The 15,113-nt window shown below is 65.4% G+C and carries 16 protein-coding genes; 8 read left to right on the forward strand and 8 right to left on the reverse strand.

Annotated elements, in window-relative coordinates:
* Nucleotides 1-64: 64 nt before the first annotated feature.
* Nucleotides 65-1,306 (forward strand): nitrate/nitrite transporter, encoded by a 1,242-nt coding sequence (locus EPD66_RS12485; RefSeq protein ID WP_255448466.1) that lies wholly within the window; start codon nucleotides 65-67, stop codon nucleotides 1,304-1,306.
* A 28-nt stretch (nucleotides 1,307-1,334) separates the two neighbouring features.
* Complete coding sequence (locus EPD66_RS12490) at nucleotides 1,335-1,661, forward strand: PGPGW domain-containing protein (protein ID WP_142848848.1); 327 nt, start codon at nucleotides 1,335-1,337, stop codon at nucleotides 1,659-1,661.
* Between the two features lie 236 nt (nucleotides 1,662-1,897).
* Here EPD66_RS12490 and EPD66_RS12495 read toward each other — a convergent pair whose 3' ends face one another.
* The 3 genes from EPD66_RS12495 to EPD66_RS12505 all read right to left on the reverse strand — a co-directional run bounded on the left by EPD66_RS12495 (nucleotide 1,898) and on the right by EPD66_RS12505 (nucleotide 3,905).
* Nucleotides 1,898-2,734, reverse strand: a complete 837-nt coding sequence (locus EPD66_RS12495) for a 23S rRNA (adenine(2030)-N(6))-methyltransferase RlmJ (RefSeq protein WP_142848849.1) — start codon at nucleotides 2,732-2,734, stop codon at nucleotides 1,898-1,900.
* Between the two features lie 74 nt (nucleotides 2,735-2,808).
* Nucleotides 2,809-3,303, reverse strand: a complete 495-nt coding sequence (locus EPD66_RS12500; protein ID WP_142848850.1) for a DinB family protein — start codon at nucleotides 3,301-3,303, stop codon at nucleotides 2,809-2,811.
* Nucleotides 3,303-3,905 carry a MipA/OmpV family protein gene (locus tag EPD66_RS12505; RefSeq protein WP_142848851.1) on the reverse strand — a complete coding sequence of 201 codons (603 nt, stop codon included), beginning with the start codon at nucleotides 3,903-3,905 and terminating at the stop codon, nucleotides 3,303-3,305. The genes EPD66_RS12500 and EPD66_RS12505 overlap by 1 nt, the downstream gene beginning before the upstream one ends.
* 296 nt (nucleotides 3,906-4,201) lie before the next feature.
* Between EPD66_RS12505 and EPD66_RS12510 the strand changes: the two genes are divergently transcribed.
* Nucleotides 4,202-5,140 (forward strand): DMT family transporter, encoded by a 939-nt coding sequence (locus tag EPD66_RS12510; protein ID WP_185961396.1) that lies wholly within the window; start codon nucleotides 4,202-4,204, stop codon nucleotides 5,138-5,140.
* A 19-nt stretch (nucleotides 5,141-5,159) separates the two neighbouring features.
* Complete coding sequence (gene ppnN, locus EPD66_RS12515; protein WP_142848853.1) at nucleotides 5,160-6,539, forward strand: nucleotide 5'-monophosphate nucleosidase PpnN; 1,380 nt, start codon at nucleotides 5,160-5,162, stop codon at nucleotides 6,537-6,539.
* 221 nt (nucleotides 6,540-6,760) lie between these two features.
* On the opposite strand, the gene EPD66_RS12520 is transcribed toward ppnN, so the two are convergent.
* The 3 genes from EPD66_RS12520 to EPD66_RS12530 all read right to left on the reverse strand — a co-directional run bounded on the left by EPD66_RS12520 (nucleotide 6,761) and on the right by EPD66_RS12530 (nucleotide 8,904).
* Nucleotides 6,761-7,090 carry a YkvA family protein gene (locus EPD66_RS12520; protein ID WP_221930972.1) on the reverse strand — a complete coding sequence of 110 codons (330 nt, stop codon included), beginning with the start codon at nucleotides 7,088-7,090 and terminating at the stop codon, nucleotides 6,761-6,763.
* A 95-nt stretch (nucleotides 7,091-7,185) separates the two neighbouring features.
* The gene (locus EPD66_RS12525) at nucleotides 7,186-8,346 is read right to left on the reverse strand and encodes a glutathionylspermidine synthase family protein (RefSeq protein WP_142848855.1); all 1,161 of its coding nucleotides are present in this window, start codon (nucleotides 8,344-8,346) and stop codon (nucleotides 7,186-7,188) included.
* Between the two features lie 6 nt (nucleotides 8,347-8,352).
* Entirely contained in the window at nucleotides 8,353-8,904 is a 552-nt protein-coding gene (locus EPD66_RS12530; protein WP_185961397.1) for a DUF1190 domain-containing protein, read from the reverse strand.
* Between the two features lie 169 nt (nucleotides 8,905-9,073).
* Here EPD66_RS12530 and EPD66_RS12535 point away from each other — a divergent pair, with 169 nt between their 5' ends.
* From EPD66_RS12535 to EPD66_RS12550, 4 genes are all read left to right on the forward strand, one after another.
* Complete coding sequence (locus EPD66_RS12535; protein ID WP_142848857.1) at nucleotides 9,074-9,892, forward strand: HAD-IA family hydrolase; 819 nt, start codon at nucleotides 9,074-9,076, stop codon at nucleotides 9,890-9,892.
* A gap of 65 nt (nucleotides 9,893-9,957) precedes the next feature.
* Entirely contained in the window at nucleotides 9,958-10,455 is a 498-nt protein-coding gene (locus EPD66_RS12540) for a GFA family protein (protein ID WP_142848858.1), read from the forward strand.
* Nucleotides 10,452-11,036, forward strand: coding sequence for a uracil-DNA glycosylase family protein (locus EPD66_RS12545; protein WP_142848859.1), 585 nt, complete (start codon nucleotides 10,452-10,454; stop codon nucleotides 11,034-11,036). The genes EPD66_RS12540 and EPD66_RS12545 overlap by 4 nt, the downstream gene beginning before the upstream one ends.
* Complete coding sequence (locus tag EPD66_RS12550) at nucleotides 11,033-11,533, forward strand: mismatch-specific DNA-glycosylase (protein ID WP_142848860.1); 501 nt, start codon at nucleotides 11,033-11,035, stop codon at nucleotides 11,531-11,533. The genes EPD66_RS12545 and EPD66_RS12550 overlap by 4 nt, the downstream gene beginning before the upstream one ends.
* Before the next feature lie 321 nt (nucleotides 11,534-11,854).
* Here EPD66_RS12550 and EPD66_RS12555 read toward each other — a convergent pair whose 3' ends face one another.
* Nucleotides 11,855-12,688 (reverse strand): universal stress protein, encoded by an 834-nt coding sequence (locus tag EPD66_RS12555; RefSeq protein ID WP_142848861.1) that lies wholly within the window; start codon nucleotides 12,686-12,688, stop codon nucleotides 11,855-11,857.
* Entirely contained in the window at nucleotides 12,685-15,108 is a 2,424-nt protein-coding gene (locus EPD66_RS12560; protein WP_142848862.1) for a Lon protease family protein, read from the reverse strand. The genes EPD66_RS12555 and EPD66_RS12560 overlap by 4 nt, the downstream gene beginning before the upstream one ends.
* Nucleotides 15,109-15,113: the final 5 nt, after the last annotated feature.

The following is a 15,113-nucleotide window of genomic DNA, read 5'->3' on the forward strand; positions in this document are numbered from 1 at the left end:
CGATCTGGCGGGGGAGGGCAAATCGTGGTAAGGCCACTGTCTGTTTCTGCCGGGTCCTGCCGCCTTGTCTTCCTCCTTCTCTCCTCGCCGCGTCGTCCTGTCCCTGTGCTTTGCCGAAGTGCTGACCATGGTCGGCGTTTTCGCCTTTCCCGCCCTGCTGCCGACCTTCATCGCCGAATGGGGGCTAAGCAATACCGAGGCGGGCTGGATCAGCGGCATCTATTTCGGCGGCTATGCCCTGGCGGTGCCGCTGCTGATGAGCCTGACCGACCGGCTGGATGCGCGGCGCATCTATATCCTGGGCGCGCTGGTCGCGGCCTTTTCGGCGCTGGCCTTCGCCTTGTGGGCGGAAGGATTCTGGACGGCGCTGCTGTTCCGTGCCCTGGGCGGCGTGGGGCTGGCGGGGACCTATATGCCGGGGCTGAAGGCGCTGGTGGACCGGGTCAGTCCCGAACAGGTGGGGAAGGAGAAGCAGGCCCGCTGGATTTCCTATTACACCGCCAGCTTCAGCCTGGGGACCAGCCTGTCCTTCCTGGTCATCGGCGGCCTCGCGGAATTGCTGAGCTGGCGCGCGGCCTTCCTGTTCTCGTGCATCGCCGCCGTGATCGGGGCGGCGCTGGCTTGGTCCCTGCCGGTCAAGGTCCCGCGCAAGCCCGAGCAGCCGGCGGCCTTGCTGGATTTCCGCCCGGTGCTGCGCAACCGTCCGGCCATGGGCTACGTGCTGGGCTACACCACTCATATGTGGGAGCTTTTCGCCTATCGCTCCTGGGTCGTCGCCTTCCTCGCCTTCGTCCTGGTCTGGCAGGATGAAGGCGGCGGCATGGCGCCGACCACGGCCGCCACGCTGTCGGCGCTGCTGGCGATGGCGTCCAGCATCATCGGGGCCGATCTGGCTTCCCGCTTCAACCGCCGCAAGGTCATCGCCGCCGCCATGATTGCCTCGGCCCTGCTGTCGCTGGTGCTGGGCCTGACCGCGCAACTGCCCTATGCCTGGGCGGTGGGGCTGGCCTTGCTGTTGGGCGTCCTGATCCAGGTGGATTCGGCGGCCCTGACCACGGGGGCGGTGCAGGTGGCCGAGCCGGGGCGGCAGGGGGCCACCATGGCGGTGCATTCCCTGCTGGGCTTCGCCGCCGCCTTCCTGGGGCCGCTGGCCTTCGGCGCCGTCCTCGATTTGGCGGGCGGGCAGGAGGATGTCGCCTCTTGGGGCTGGGCCTTCGCCTCGGTCGGAATAGTGGCGCTGCTGGGGCCACTGGCGCTATGGTGGTCGGCGCGTCCCTCGCCGGAGGAAAAAGGCCGGAGCTTATGAAACCGGCCGACGAAAGGAAAGGTCAGGCTTGCAAACTGAAAGAGCCGCAAGCGGGGCCCGCGCGCGCCGCCGCCGCAGGGTGATCGCCGTCCGCTCGAAGCGGGTCGTCCTGCTGAGTTCCGGCTCTACCTTGGTGGTGGCGGGAGTCGCCACGATTCCCACGCCCGTCCCGATCGGATTGCTCCTGATTGTGCTGGGCCTCTATTTCCTGGCCCGCGGCTCCAAGACGTCCCGCCGGGCCATTCCGGCCCTCCGCCGCCGCATGCCGTTCTTCTCGCGCAGCCTGAACGTCATCGGTCACCGCCTGCCCAAGCCCCTGCGCCAATTCATCGAACGCAGCGATCCGGGTGTTTAGCAGGCTGCGGAAAAGCTCCTGTTTTCCTCGTCATTCCCGCGAAAGCGGGAATCCATGCTGCCGCGGCATCCGTATTGAGCGGTTCGCATCTTCACAAGCCCCCACATGGGCCCCCGCCTGCGCGGGGGTGACGATGCGGTGTAGACAGAGCCGACTTTTCCGCAGCCTGTTAGAGCGTGATGCCCTGGCGGCGTTTCGAAGCATGGGGCGGGCTGCGCATTGAAGGGCGAAACTCTCTAGGCGCTTTCCGTGCTGATCCAGTCCAGCCGCCACCGTCCCTCCGGGGCGTCCAGCCGGTCGAGGATCTGCGGCAGGACGCCTTGCAGCACCTCGTCCAGCTGCCAGGGCGGGTTCAGCACGGCGATGCCGCAGCCGTTCAGGCGCGTTGGGTCGTCATTGCCGTGGATCAGCATTTCCGCCGTGAAGGCCTTGTCGGCGAGGGCGCCCAGCCGATCGAGGAAACGGTCCACCGGCTCGCGGCCCTTGATGGGATACCAGATGGCGTAGATGCCGGTCTTCCAGCGCCGCAAGGCTTCGGCGACGCCTTTCAGGATGCGGTCGAACTCGTCGCGGACCTCGAAGGGCGGGTCGATCAGCACCAGGCCCCGCCGTTCCGGTGGGGGCAGCAGGGCTTTCAGCGCCGTATAGGCGTCCATGTGATGGACCGCCGTCTGGGCATCGCGCCCGAACAGGCGCTTGAGCGTACCGCAATCCTCGGGATGCAATTCGACCAGCACCAGCTTGTCCTGGGGGCGCAGCAGATGGCGCGCGACGCGAGGCGAACCGGGATAGATGCCGATGCCGCCCTGCGGGTTCTCGGCCGCCACGGCGGCCAGATAGGGCGCCAGTTCCGGGATCGGTTCCCCTTCCATCAGGCGCAGGATACCGTCGCGGTATTCGCCGGTCTTGTTGGCCTGCACGGCGGACAGGTCGTAGCGCCCGATTCCGGCATGGGTGTCATAGACGCGGAAGGGCGTGTCCTTGCGCTTGAGATGTTCGAGGATCAGCGCCAGGACGCCATGCTTGAAGACATCGGCGAAGTTTCCGGCGTGATAGATATGGCGGTAATTCATCGGACCCAGGCGGTAGGGGGGAACCTTCCGCTCTCTTACAGCCTCGCTTGGCGGGAACCAAGGGCCAAGATGGGTCAGGCCTCGCGCAGGTAACGGATCAGGTCCAGCGAGGGCGGCGAGACCTGGGTATGGGACAGCATGTCATGCACCTGGCCGCGATGATGGGTCTGGTGGTTGAAGACATGGCCCAGGACATGGCCGAGGGGAATGTGATGTTCCTCGCCGGCCATGTTGCGATAGATCAGCGGCGCGGCCAGCCGGGCATCGTCGAACTCCGCCACCGTCGCGATGATCCGGGCGTCGAATTCCTTGCGGGCCTGGAACAATTCGGCGAAGTCCTGATGCAGGATATGGTCGAGGGAGGGAATGGACTCCTCCCGGCCCTCGATGCGCGCCAGCCATATCCTGTCGCCGACCAGAACATGGTTCAGCGTGCCGAGGATCGTGCCGAAGAAGGATGGGCGGCTTTGCGTCAGTGCCGGTTCGGGCAACTGGCCGCAGGCGCCGTAGAGGCGGTGATTGGCCCAGGCATTGTAGCCTGCAAGGATGCGGATCCAGTTCGCATCCATCAGAAGCGCCAGCCTAGCCCGGCGCCGAAGCGGACCTGGTTTTCGCCCTCGCCCCTTTCGTCGAGGGGCAGGGTGCGGCGGGCGGCGGCGCTGCCCGAGACGGATAGGCTGGAGGTGATCGGCCGCGACAGGGTGACCGAGAGATTCACGTCGCCCTCGCGGGTCAGCGAGGTTTGGTCGGCATCGAACCAGCTGTCGGACAGGCTGCCCGCGCCATAGGCGGCGCCGACGCGCAGGGTATAGGTCGCGCCGGTCTGGGCGAGGGGGGCAGACCACGAAGCGCCCAGATCGGCGGCGGTGCCGCTGATGTGATCGGGCGCCAGGCCGACATCGAAGCGCCAGGAGTCCAGGGAATATTCGGCATAGCCGCCCATGCGCAGCGAAGAAGCGCCGCGTCTTTCCGGACCCTCCTGTTGCTGGATGTTGCCGGGCAGCAGGCGCAGGCCCGCCGTGACACCCTGGCCTTCATAAAGATCGAAACGCAGATCGGTCTGGCCGCGGGTCAGGCGCGTCTCGCCGCTGCCTTCTTGCTGCTGGAAGGCGAAGGCGGGGGCGGACAGCGCCAGGACGACGCCAAGACTAGCCAGAAACAAACGGCGCATGATTGCGGATCTTCAGTGAAGGATTGTCTCAATATAGCGCTGCGGGAGAACAAGGTCCAAGGGCATTATGGCGTAAGGGCAGAAGGCAGGGAGAATATGGATATCCCTTTCTTTTGGATGGTTTCTGCGCCTAAGTCGGTGGGATGATTTCAACAGGATAGCGCAAGGGTATGGTGGCTGGACATCCCCGTCCGGCTGATCCACAGTACTTCTGTCCTAATATGCGCGCCAAGCTTCCTCCGATGGGCAGGGAAGCCATTGCCTTCCAGGTGCGCTGCACACAGATACTTCTCTCCATGATGCCACAGCAGACCGAAGCTCCCGTTCCTCCAGAAAAGCCCGCGAATACCGCCCTCGGCGGCTTGGCCGCCCTGTCCGGCAACATGCGCGGGGCCTTGTGGATGCTGGCCGCGGCAGCCTCCTTCGCCTCGATGAACGGCCTGATCAAGGGGCTGGGGCAGGAGATGCATGCCTTCGAGATCGCCTTTTTCCGGGCGCTGTTCGGCCTGCTTCTGGTGGCGCCCTTCGCCATGCGGGGCGGTATCGGCATGGTGAAGACCAAGAAGCCCCATCTCCACCTGCTGCGGGCGGTGCTGGGGGTGACCGCGATGATCACCAGCTTCTATGCTTTTACCCAATTGCCGCTGGCGGCGGTGACGGCCATCCTGTTCACCAAGCCGCTGTTCATGATCGTTCTGGCGGTGCTGTTCCTGGGTGAGGTGGTGCGCTGGCGGCGCTGGGCGGCGACGCTGGTGGGCTTCATCGGCATGCTGGTCATTTTGCAGCCCTGGTCGGGGATGGGCCTGGGCCCGGCGGCCTTGTGGGCGGTGCTGTCGGCCTTCGCCATGGCCGGGGCGCTGGCCATGGTGAAGAAGATGACGGAGACGGAACGGCCGGCGACGATGCTGTTCTGGTTCACCGTCGCGGCGACGGTCGTTTCGGCCATACCGGCGGCCATGGTTTGGCAGACGCCGACCGGCGGGCAGCTGGCGCTGCTGGTCCTGATCGGCGCCCTGGGCAGTGCCGGCCAGTATCTTGCGGTGCGGGCCTATCGCGTGGGCGAGGCCACGCTGGTCACGCCGCTCGATTATTTCCAGCTGCTGTTCGCCGGGGTCATCGGTTACTGGGCGTTCAGCGAAATGCCCGGTATCTGGACGGCGGTGGGGGCCGCTATCATCGTCGCCTCGACTTTCTATATCCTGCGCCGTGAGGCCAGGTTGGGCCGTACGCCCTGAGACTTAGAGGAGAAGCCGCATGTCTGACAAAAAGCGCATCCTTGTCGAGCCGAAGCGCGGCATCCTCCGCACGCTGACCCGCGCCGAGGTCGCCAGCCTGCAAGAGGCCGGTCATAACGGTGTCCATGAGCTTTTCCGCCAGTGCTGCATCGCCGTGCTGAATACCGGCCTGGCCATGGACGACAGCAAGAAGATCCTCGAGCGCTATACGGAGTTCGACGTCGGAATCCTGGTCACCTCGCGCGGGGTGTCGCTGGAGCTGCACAATGTTCCCTACAACGAAAACGTCTTCGTCGACGGCGAGCTGAACCAGGGCACCGAGGAGCATCTGTTCAGCGTGCTGCGCGACATCGTCTTCTTCCGTTCGGAAGTCCAGCGCACCGCCGCCTATGACCTGGAAAGCAGCCAGGGCATCACCGATGCCGTCTTTGCGATCTTCCGCAACGCCAACCTGATCGACGTCAACCGCCCGCCGGCCATGGTGGTCAATTGGGGCGGCCATTCCATCACGCGCGAGGAATACGAATATTCCAAGATGGTCGGCTATCATCTCGGCCTGCGCGGCTGCGATATCGGCACCGGCTGCGGGCCGGGCGCCATGAAGGGGCCGATGAAGGGCGCCGCCTTGGGCCATCTGAAGCAGCGCGTCGGCAACGGCATGTATCTGGGCCTGACCGAGCCCGGCATCATCACCGCCGAGAGTCCCAATCCCTCGGTCAATTCGCTGGTGATCTTCCCCGATATCGAAAAGCGCCTGGAAGGCTTCGTGCGGCGCGGCCACGGCATCATCGTCTATCCCGGCGGCGTCGGCACGGCCGAGGAGATCCTCTATCTGCTGGGTATCCTGATGCACCCGGAGAACAGCGAGATTCCCTTCCCGCTGATCTTCACGGCCGAGGAGAAGTACCGCAATTATTTCGACCTGATCCACCGCTTCATCGCCAGGACGCTGGGCCAGGAGGTCTGCGAGAAATACGAGATCGTCATCGGCAATCCCGCCGAGGTGGCGCGGCGCATGAAGCGCGGCATCCAGGTGGTCGAGGAATTCCGCCGGGCCAATGACGACCACCCGCATTTCAACGGGCTGCTGCATATCGACACCGCCTTCCAGCATCCCTTCGCGCCCACCCACGAGAACGTGTCGAAGCTGGACCTGTCGATGGATCAGCCCAAGCACATGCTGGCGGCCAATCTGCGGCGCATGTTCTCGGCCCTGGTGGCGGGAAATGTGAAGGCGGAAGGCATCAAGGAGATCGACGAGCACGGTCCCTACGAGATCCGCGCCCCCCGCGCCTTGATGGACGACCTGGACGAGCTGCTGCGCACCTTCGTCGAGCAGGGCCGCATGAAGATCAACAGGGACGAATATCGCCCCTGCTACCGTCTGGTCGGGGAGTAAGGGAGGGAATTACTTGGGCTCTGCCCAAACCCGCCAGGAGGCTTGGCCTCCTGGACCTCGGGGAGAGGCGAGCGCTTGCCCATGCTTCGAGACGCCCCTGCGGGGCTCCTCAGCATGAGGTCTATCTTATTCAGGAATATAAAGAAATTAGCCTCACCCTGAGGAGGCTGCAAAGCAGCCGTCTCGAAGGGTGAGCGGACCATCGCCTGTACCCGACAATGTTACGCCTGCGCCCGCCCCCGCGAGAAGGGCATCCGGCCCAGCCCGGCCTGGGCTTTCGCGCGGTGTTCCTCGGTGATGTGCGGGCCGGCCATCTTCAGGGCGGCGAGCAGCACCGCGATGTCGTCGAGCCAGCCGAAGCCGAGCAGGACATCGGGGATGATGTCGATGGGCATGAACAGATAGGCCAGGGCGGCCAGCAGGATGGCTTTCGCCCGCATGGGCGTGCGCGGGTCACGGGCAGCATAGACGGCGGCCAGAATCTCGGTGGCCATGGGCCAGAGCCGAACCATCTTCCGCATGATGAAACCAGCACGCAGCAAACCGATCATTCCATTCCTCCTTGGGGATGGAAGGCATATAGCCTTCTCCGGAAGGATCTCCAGGGGGCTCATCCCTGCGGCGGCGAGCCCCCTCCGAAAGTGAGTCAGTCCAGGATCACATGGGGAAGGAAGCGCGAGGTGTCGCGCGTGATCGGACCGGAATCCTCGCGGATGCCGATGCCGCAGGGCTGGCTGGCGACGGTCCAGGAACCGATGACGGTGTGGTTGCCGTCGAATTCCGGCAGGGGATGCAGGGCCTGGCGGATATAGCCTTCCGCGCCATAGGGGCCGGGGGCGGTGACGGTTTCGCTGCCGGGACGGATCAGCTCGACATTGGCGCCCTCGCGCGAGAACAGCGGCTTGCGGGCGTAGGAGCCGCCCAAGGAGGAGGCGGCCGGGTCATCCTCGAAATAGGCGGGCAGCAGGTTGGGATGGCCCTCGAACATTTCCCACAGCAGGGGCAGCAGGCCCTTGCTGGAGAGGATCAGCTTCCAGGCAGGTTCGATGAAGGTCACGCCGCTATCGGGCACATGCTGGGCGAATTCCTCGCCCATGATCCATTCCCAGGGATAGAGCTTGAACAGATGGGTGATGACGGTGTCGTCGACATCGGTGAAGCGGCCGATGGGATCGACGCCGATCTCGTCGATATAGAGGAAGGGCGCTTCCAGCCCGGCCTGTTCGGCGCAATCGGCCAGATAGGCGACGGTGGCGCGGTCCTCGCTGGAATTGCGCGCGCAGGTCACGTGCAGGGGGCCGTCGATGCCGAAGCGGCTCAACGCATCGACCAGATGCTCGTGGATGGAATTGTACTGGTCGCAGCCATGCGGGATCAGCCGCTTCTCCATGGCCTGCTCCAGCCAGATCCACTGGAAGGTGGCGCTTTCATAGAGCGAGGTCGGGGTATCGGCGTTGTATTCCAGCAGCTTGGCCGGGCCGGTGCCGTCATAGGCGAAGTCCATGCGGCCGTAGAGGTTCTTTTCCTGGCGGCCCCAACTGGCGCGCAGATAGTCGTGGAAATGGGCGGGGATGCCCAGTTTCGAAAGAAGGGCGTTGTCGCCAAGCGCACGCTCGACCACGGCGAAGCACATCTGCTCCAGTTCGGCGGTCGGGGCTTCCAGATCATCCTCGATCTGGCGCAGGGTGAACTGGTAATAGGCGCTTTCGTCCCAATAGGTCTGTCCGCCGACGGAATGGAAGGAGAAGCCCAGGGCTTCGGCCTGGGCGCGCCAATTGGGGCGTTCGGCGACGGGAATACGCTTCATGATGACCTAGCCGCCGTAGCTCATGCTGCCGGACCGTTGGGACGTGCTGGTCGCCGTCGAGCCGAAGCCCCCGCGCGAGACGGTCGAGGTCTTGACGGTGGGCGCGGCGGTGGCGGTGCGCGGCACGTTGGTGATGCCGGTATTGTTGCCGACGCTGGTCCGCTCGGCGGTCTGCATGCCGCCGCCCTGGGCCGGATAGAGGGGCTGGGTCGCGGCGCCGCGATTCATCATGCTGCCCATCAGATAGCCCATCATCATGGGCATGAAGAAGCCGCCTCCGCCGCCCTGGGCGACCTGTTCGCCACCGGCTTCGCACTGGCCGACGCCGAATTCGGCTTCGCATTGCTCGCGGCTGGTGAATTTCGGCGCCACTTCCTCGTGACGGGCGGCGGCCTGGGCGAAATTGCTTTCGCAATATTCGAGGGTGAAGGCGCCGTCCGAGATGCAGTGGTCCACGGAGCGGTAGACCGCAGCTTCGACACTGTCATCCTGGCAGGCGGTCAGCACGAACACGCTGGCAGCCATGGTGGTCAGCGCGACAGCCTTGCTTCTCTTCATCTCGAACCCTCTCCCAACTTCGTTCTTGGCAAACCCAGTGGATATGGCGCAACCGCCTCTCCGATCAAGAGACGCAATATACACGAAAAACATTGGCTCAAATACGAGGATTAGGGTAATCGGGTATATCTCGTCCCACCCGGGCGGGCAGGGCAGGATGATGGGATCCATGACACTGAAGGCAATCATCTTCGATGTAGACGGCACCATAGCCGAGACCGAGGAGGCGCATCGCCAAGCCTTCAATGCCGTCTTCAAGGAATACAACACCGGCTGGCATTGGGATCTGCCGCTCTATCGCACGCTGCTCGACGTGGCGGGCGGAAAGGAAAGGCTGCGCCTTTTCCTGTCCCGGCATCATCCTTCGATGCTGCAATACGAATATACCGACCGCCTGATCACGCAGATGCACCGCGACAAGACGGCGCGCTATCTGCGCAACCTGGCGCATCAGGGCCTGGCCCTGCGGCCGGGCGTGCTGCGCCTGCTGACGGAGGCGCGCTCGAAGGGGGTGCGGCTGGCAATCGCCACCACCACCTATCCGGTCAATGTCACCGCCTTGCTGCGCCATGCCATCGGGCGCCAGGCGGCGGACTGGTTCGAGGTGATCGTCGCGGGCGATCAGGTCGAGCGCAAGAAGCCCCATCCCGACATCTATGAGACGGCCCTGGAACGGCTGGGCCTGCCGCCGGAAGCCTGCATCGCCATCGAGGATTCCCGCAAGGGCATGCTGGCCGCACTGGGGGCGGGCGTGCCGACGGTGGTGACGCGCAGCGCGTGGAGCAGCCACGAGGACTTCACCGGTGCGCAGGCGGTCATCAGCGATCTGGGAGAACCGGGCCGCCCCTTCACCATCTTCTCGGGCGAGAGCCATGGTGCGGAATGGGTGGATGTGGGGCTGCTGCGCCGCTGGCATGCCGCGGCGATTCCGCCGGTCCGGCCCGTTCCCGTCGCTTTCGATCCGGCCCAGGACCCCTTGCAGGCGTGACGCCGCCGCTTGATATCGACAGGGAAGGCGCCAAAGCGTCTGTCGGAAATCAGGGAGATGCCGTCATGCCCATGAAACTGCAAGGCTCCTGCCGCTGCGGGGCCGTCAAATTCGCCGTGGACAGCCATACGCCCCATCCCTATCAGCGCTGCTATTGTTCGATCTGCCGCAAGACCGACGGCGGCGGCGGTTATGCCATCAACATCATGGGCGATGCCAAGTCCCTGACCGTGCTGCGGGGACGGGATTCCCTGCGCGTCTACCGGGCCGAGATCCGGGACGAAAGTGGCCAATGCCATACCAGCAGCGGCCAGCGCCATTTCTGCGTCCAATGCGGCAGCGCGCTCTGGCTGTTCGATCCGGAATGGCCGGACTGGGTCTTTCCCTTCGCCTCGGCCATCGACACCGACCTGCCGGTGCCGCCCGACAAGGTGCATCTGATGCTGCGCTACAAGGCAAGCTGGGTCGAGCCCCAGATCGGGCCGGAGGACGAGACCTTCGATCTCTATCCCGTCGATTCCATCGAGGACTGGCACCGCCAGCGGGGGCTGTGGGTCGAGTGAACCTGCCCTTGGACCGCTTGCTTGCCGAAATCCGCGCCTGCCGCCTGTGCGAGGCGCATCTGCCACTGGGGCCGCGTCCGACCCTGCGGGTCGAATCCACTGCCCGCCTGCTGATCGTCGGCCAGGCGCCGGGGACGGCGGTGCATGAGACCGGCATTCCCTGGAACGATCCCTCGGGCAACCGTCTGCGGCAATGGCTGGGGATGGACCGCGAGGAATTCTACGATTCCTCGCGCATCGCTATCATTCCCGCCGGGCTGTGCTATCCCGGCCGCCATCCCAAGGGCGGCGACCTGCCGCCGCGTCCGGAATGCGCGCCGCTCTGGCATCCCCGCCTGCGGCCCTTCCTGCCCGACCTGCGCCTGATCCTGCTGGTCGGCTCCTATGCGCAGAATTACTACCTGGGCAAGCGGGCGAAGCGCAGCATGACCGAGACGGTGGCGGCCTGGCGCGACTACCTGCCCGATTACCTGCCGCTGCCCCATCCCAGCTGGCGAACGACTTTCTGGCTGAAGAAGAATCCGTGGTTCGAGGAAGAGGTCTTGCCGGAATTGCGGCGTATGGTGGCGGATATAAGATGATCCTGCCCGACGTCCTGGCGGAGGGATTGCACCTCGTCCTGTGCGGCACCGCGCCCAGCCGCGTCTCGGAACAGGCCAAGGCCTATTACGCACATCCCGGCAACATCTTCTGGAGGACCCTGTTCGAGGTCGGCCTGACGCCCAGGCAACTGGTCCCGCAGGACTACCCCCGTGTGCTGGATTACGGCATCGGCCTGACCGACCTGAACAAGACCGAATGGGGCGCGGATTCCGAACTCAGCCTATCGGCCTTCGATGCGGCGGGCTTTGCCGAGAAGATGCGGCGCTACCGCCCCAAGCTGATCGCCTTCGACAGCAAATTCGCCGCCGCCAATTATCTCGGCCACCGCAGCATGCCCTATGGCCTGCAAGCCGAAACCCTGGACGGTATCCCGCTTTACGTGGTGCCGTCGCCCTCGGGCCGGGCGCGGCGCTATTTCGATATCCGGCCCTGGCAGGACCTGGCCCGGCAGGTGCAGCGGTTGCGGGAAGAGTAAGACCGGGTGCCGCCCAAACCCGCAAAGGTTTGATCCTTTTGGATTTCCTCCGTCCTTTCCGCTTTCGCGGGAGTGGCGATTCCGTGCAGACAGAGCTGACTTTTCCGCAGCCTGTTAGAGGACACAGATAAACACAGATGGAAGGGGGGATATTTCCTGGTTTTTCGCGAGAGAAGGGAGGAGGTCAAGAAATAAAAGGCTCCTCTGGCTCCAATGCCCATCTGTGTTTATCTGTGTTCATCTGTGTCTTCTTCGATATCCTCTCCGCCTGTTTCTACCCTTATACCATCCCGCAGAACGCTGGGCAGCGCTCAAGAAATCCTACCGCACCGCCACCACCGAGCACGGCAAATCCTCCGCCGGAGGCAGCAGGTCGAGCGGGGCGACCAGCAGGGAATGGTCGTAGCGGCGGCAGGGCGCGGCGAGGTCGGTGGCGGTGAAGCGCTGGCTGGTGGCGGGCAAGCCGAGGGCGGCCAGGATGGCGCGGGCCTGGTGTTCCAGTTCGTCGGCCGAGGCCGGGTCTGCCGCCGGGATCAGGATTTCCAGGTCGCCGTCGCTTTGCGCGGCCAGGGCGGCGGCGAGGTCGAGGGCGCGGCGGGCGGCGGCGCTGCCGTCATAGGCGACCAGCACCGGGTCGTGGCTGCGCAGGGAATGGCGCAGCAGGAAGACGGGAGCGGCGGCCTTGCCCAACAGGGCACGGGCGACGGTGCCCAGGCGGGCCCTGCGCCCCAGCGGCAGGCCGGGGCGGCCGCTCCATCCGGCGACCAGCAGGTCGCAGGCGGCGGAGGCCTGGATCATCTCGGGTGCAATCAGGCCGCGCCGGGCCTCGAAACGGGCGGTCAGGCCGAAGCGACGGGCGGCATCGTCGAGGGCGCGGCGGGCGGCAGCCTGTTGCAGCTTCATCGCCTGGGCCACCACGTCGGCTTCCAGGCTGCGGCGCTGGGCGGTGGTGAGGCTGTAGCTGTAGGCCTCGGGATAGGAGGCGAGGCGCAGCAGGTTCACGTCCTCGATGAAAAGCGCGGTCAGTTCGGCATGCGACCGCTGCGCCAGCGCCGCCGAGGCCTCCAGCGCCATGAGGCTGAGCGGCGAGGCGTCGACGGCCACCACGATGCGGTGAAAGGCGTGCGGCAGGTCGCTGGACGGCGGCGTGGTCATGACGAACGATCCCGTCTTTCCTCGCCGGGGGCATTGGCCATCAGGATGCGGGTGAAGGCGTTCAGCCGGGCGGCCACGCGGCGGTTGACGCTGCCCAGGGGGAAGTCGCCTTTCTCGTCGGCTAGGCCCGCCTCGACGCCGGTCAGAAGCTCGATGCCCTGGTCGATGGTCTCGACCGGATAGATGTGGAACAGGCCCTGGGCGCAGGCCTCGGCCACGTCAGTGCGCAGCATCAGATGTTTGACGTTGGAGGCGGGGATCAGCACGCCGTGGCTGCCGTCCAGGCCGCGCGCCTTGCAGACGTCGAAGAAGCCCTCGATCTTCTCGTTCACGCCGCCGATGGCCTGGACCTGGCCGAACTGGTTGACCGATCCGGTGACGGCGAGGTTCTGGCGGATCGGCAGTTCGGACAGGGCCGAGAGCAGGGCGTACAGTTCGGTCGAGGAGGCACTGTCGCCGTCGATGCCGCCGTAGGATTGCTCGAAGACCAGGCTGGCCGACAGCGACAGCGGCCCCTTGAGGGCGAAGCGCGAGGCCAGGAAGGCGGACAGGATCATCACCCCCTTGCTGTGCAGCGGCCCGCCCATCTCGACTTCTCGCTCGATATCCAGCACCTCGCCCTTGCCGGGATGGACGCGGCAGGTGATGCGGCTGGGATGGCCGAAGGAGAAACGGCCCAGTTCCATCACCGCTAGGCCGTTGATCTGGCCGCAGACTTCACCCGAGGTGTCGATCAGCACCGTGCCGCGATGGATTTCCTCGAGTATGTGCGAGCGCACGCGGTCGGAGCGGAAGCTATGGGCGTCGATGGCCTTCTGGATATGGCGGCGCTCGACGATGTCCGCACCTTCCTGCCCGGCCCAGTAATCGGCCTCGCGCACCAGGTCGCCCAGGCTGGCCATGTGGGTGGAGAGCTTCTCGACGTCCTCGGCCAGGCGCGAGGCATGTTCGATGATGCGCGCCACCGCGCCACGATGGAGCGGGCGCAGCTTTTCCTGGCGGGACAGGGTGCCGGCAAGGCGGGCATAGGCTTGGATGGCCGCCTCGGTGCGTTCGGTGCGCCAATCGAAATCGGCGGCCACCTTGAAGAGTTCGGAGAATTCCGGATCGTAATGGCTGAGCGTGTAATAGAGCATGGGCTCGCCGGTCAGCACCACCTTGACGTCCAGCGGGATCGGCTCCGGCTCCAGCGACACGGTGGATAGCAGGCCCATATTCTCGCCCGGCCCCTCGATGGTGATCCGCCCGCCGCGCAGGGCGCGCTTCAGCGCCTCCCAGGCGAAGGGCTGCATCAGCAGCTTGTGGGCCTCGATCACCAGATAGCCGCCATTGGCGCGGTGCAGGCTGCCGCCCTTGATCAGGGTGAAGTCGGTCAGCAGGGCGCCGAACTGGGCGATATGCTCGGCCCGTCCCACCAGGCTGGGCATGGTGGGATTGTCCTCGAACACCACCGGTGCCCCTTTGTGATGGCCGTTGGTCACCAGCAGGTTGACCTGATAGCGGCGGAAGGCGGGATGCTGGGACAGCTTGCGCGGCACCGGGCCGTTGGGATGGCGTTCCTCGCCGCCATCGGGATCAAGGAAGTCGCCCACATGCTCGATCACGTCGTCGCGCACGGCATCGAGATAGCGGCTCACGCCCTCGTGGTCCTGCCAGCGGCGGCGCAGGTTTTCCATCAGCCGGTCCACGCTGCCCTGGGCCGTTTCCTGGTCGAGCCGGCGTAGCTTCTCGCGGCTTTCCCGTTCGTGCTGGGGCAGAGCTTTCAGGGCCTGTTCCAGCTGCTCCTGCAGGCGGGCGATATGTTCGCGGAAGGTCTTCTGCTCGTCCTCGGGCAGTTTCTGGAAATCCTCGGGGCTCAAGACCTCCTCGCCGCGCATGGGGGCGAGGGCGAAGCCCACCGGGGTGCGCAGCAGGGCGATGGAATGCTCGGCCGCCTGGGCCTGGACGGTGGCGAAGGCGTTGTCGGAATATTCCTTGAACTGCGCCTCGATGACCTGCTTGCGGGTGCGGTATTCCTCGCTCTCGAAGACCGCCGGCAGGGCCAGGCCCAGATCCTCGACCAGCGTCTCCATGCCCTTCTTCAGTTCGGGGCCGCAGCCGGGCGGCAGGCGCAGGGCCCAGGGCTTGTGCGGCTTGTCGAAATTGTTGACGTAGACCCAGTCGTCCGGCGCGTTCTGGTCCGTGGCGGCGGCGGTCAGGTACTGGCGGATCATGCTGCTCTTGCCGGTGCCTTCCGGGCCCAGCGCGAACAGGTTGAAGCCATGCGCCCGGATGCCGATGCCGAAGCGGATGGCCTCGACGGCGCGGTCCTGGCCGAAGGGCTCGCTCAGGTCGGGAAGTTCGGCAGTGGTCTCGAAGGGGAGCAGACTTTCGTCGCAGCGTCGGTACAGGGCTTCGGCAGGCAGGGGGGCGATGGGCATTCGCG

It is taken from the genome of Telmatospirillum sp. J64-1 (genome assembly GCF_006980715.1).
GTDB lineage: Bacteria > Pseudomonadota > Alphaproteobacteria > Rhodospirillales > Magnetospirillaceae > Oleiliquidispirillum > Oleiliquidispirillum nitrogeniifigens.

Bases quoted from the DNA above. Each gene is read 5' to 3' on its own strand.
- EPD66_RS12495 (WP_142848849.1), bottom strand. From the start codon at position 2,734: ATGAATTACCGCCATATCTATCACGCCGGAAACTTCGCCGATGTCTTC.
- EPD66_RS12500 (WP_142848850.1), bottom strand. From the start codon at position 3,303: ATGGATGCGAACTGGATCCGCATCCTTGCAGGCTACAATGCCTGGGCC.
- EPD66_RS12505 (WP_142848851.1), bottom strand. From the start codon at position 3,905: ATGCGCCGTTTGTTTCTGGCTAGTCTTGGCGTCGTCCTGGCGCTGTCC.
- EPD66_RS12510 (WP_185961396.1), top strand. From the start codon at position 4,202: ATGATGCCACAGCAGACCGAAGCTCCCGTTCCTCCAGAAAAGCCCGCG.
- ppnN (WP_142848853.1), top strand. From the start codon at position 5,160: ATGTCTGACAAAAAGCGCATCCTTGTCGAGCCGAAGCGCGGCATCCTC.
- EPD66_RS12520 (WP_221930972.1), bottom strand. From the start codon at position 7,090: ATGATCGGTTTGCTGCGTGCTGGTTTCATCATGCGGAAGATGGTTCGG.
- EPD66_RS12525 (WP_142848855.1), bottom strand. From the start codon at position 8,346: ATGAAGCGTATTCCCGTCGCCGAACGCCCCAATTGGCGCGCCCAGGCC.
- EPD66_RS12530 (WP_185961397.1), bottom strand. From the start codon at position 8,904: ATGAAGAGAAGCAAGGCTGTCGCGCTGACCACCATGGCTGCCAGCGTG.
- EPD66_RS12535 (WP_142848857.1), top strand. From the start codon at position 9,074: ATGACACTGAAGGCAATCATCTTCGATGTAGACGGCACCATAGCCGAG.
- EPD66_RS12540 (WP_142848858.1), top strand. From the start codon at position 9,958: ATGCCCATGAAACTGCAAGGCTCCTGCCGCTGCGGGGCCGTCAAATTC.
- EPD66_RS12550 (WP_142848860.1), top strand. From the start codon at position 11,033: ATGATCCTGCCCGACGTCCTGGCGGAGGGATTGCACCTCGTCCTGTGC.
- EPD66_RS12555 (WP_142848861.1), bottom strand. From the start codon at position 12,688: ATGACCACGCCGCCGTCCAGCGACCTGCCGCACGCCTTTCACCGCATC.
- EPD66_RS12560 (WP_142848862.1), bottom strand. From the start codon at position 15,108: ATGCCCATCGCCCCCCTGCCTGCCGAAGCCCTGTACCGACGCTGCGAC.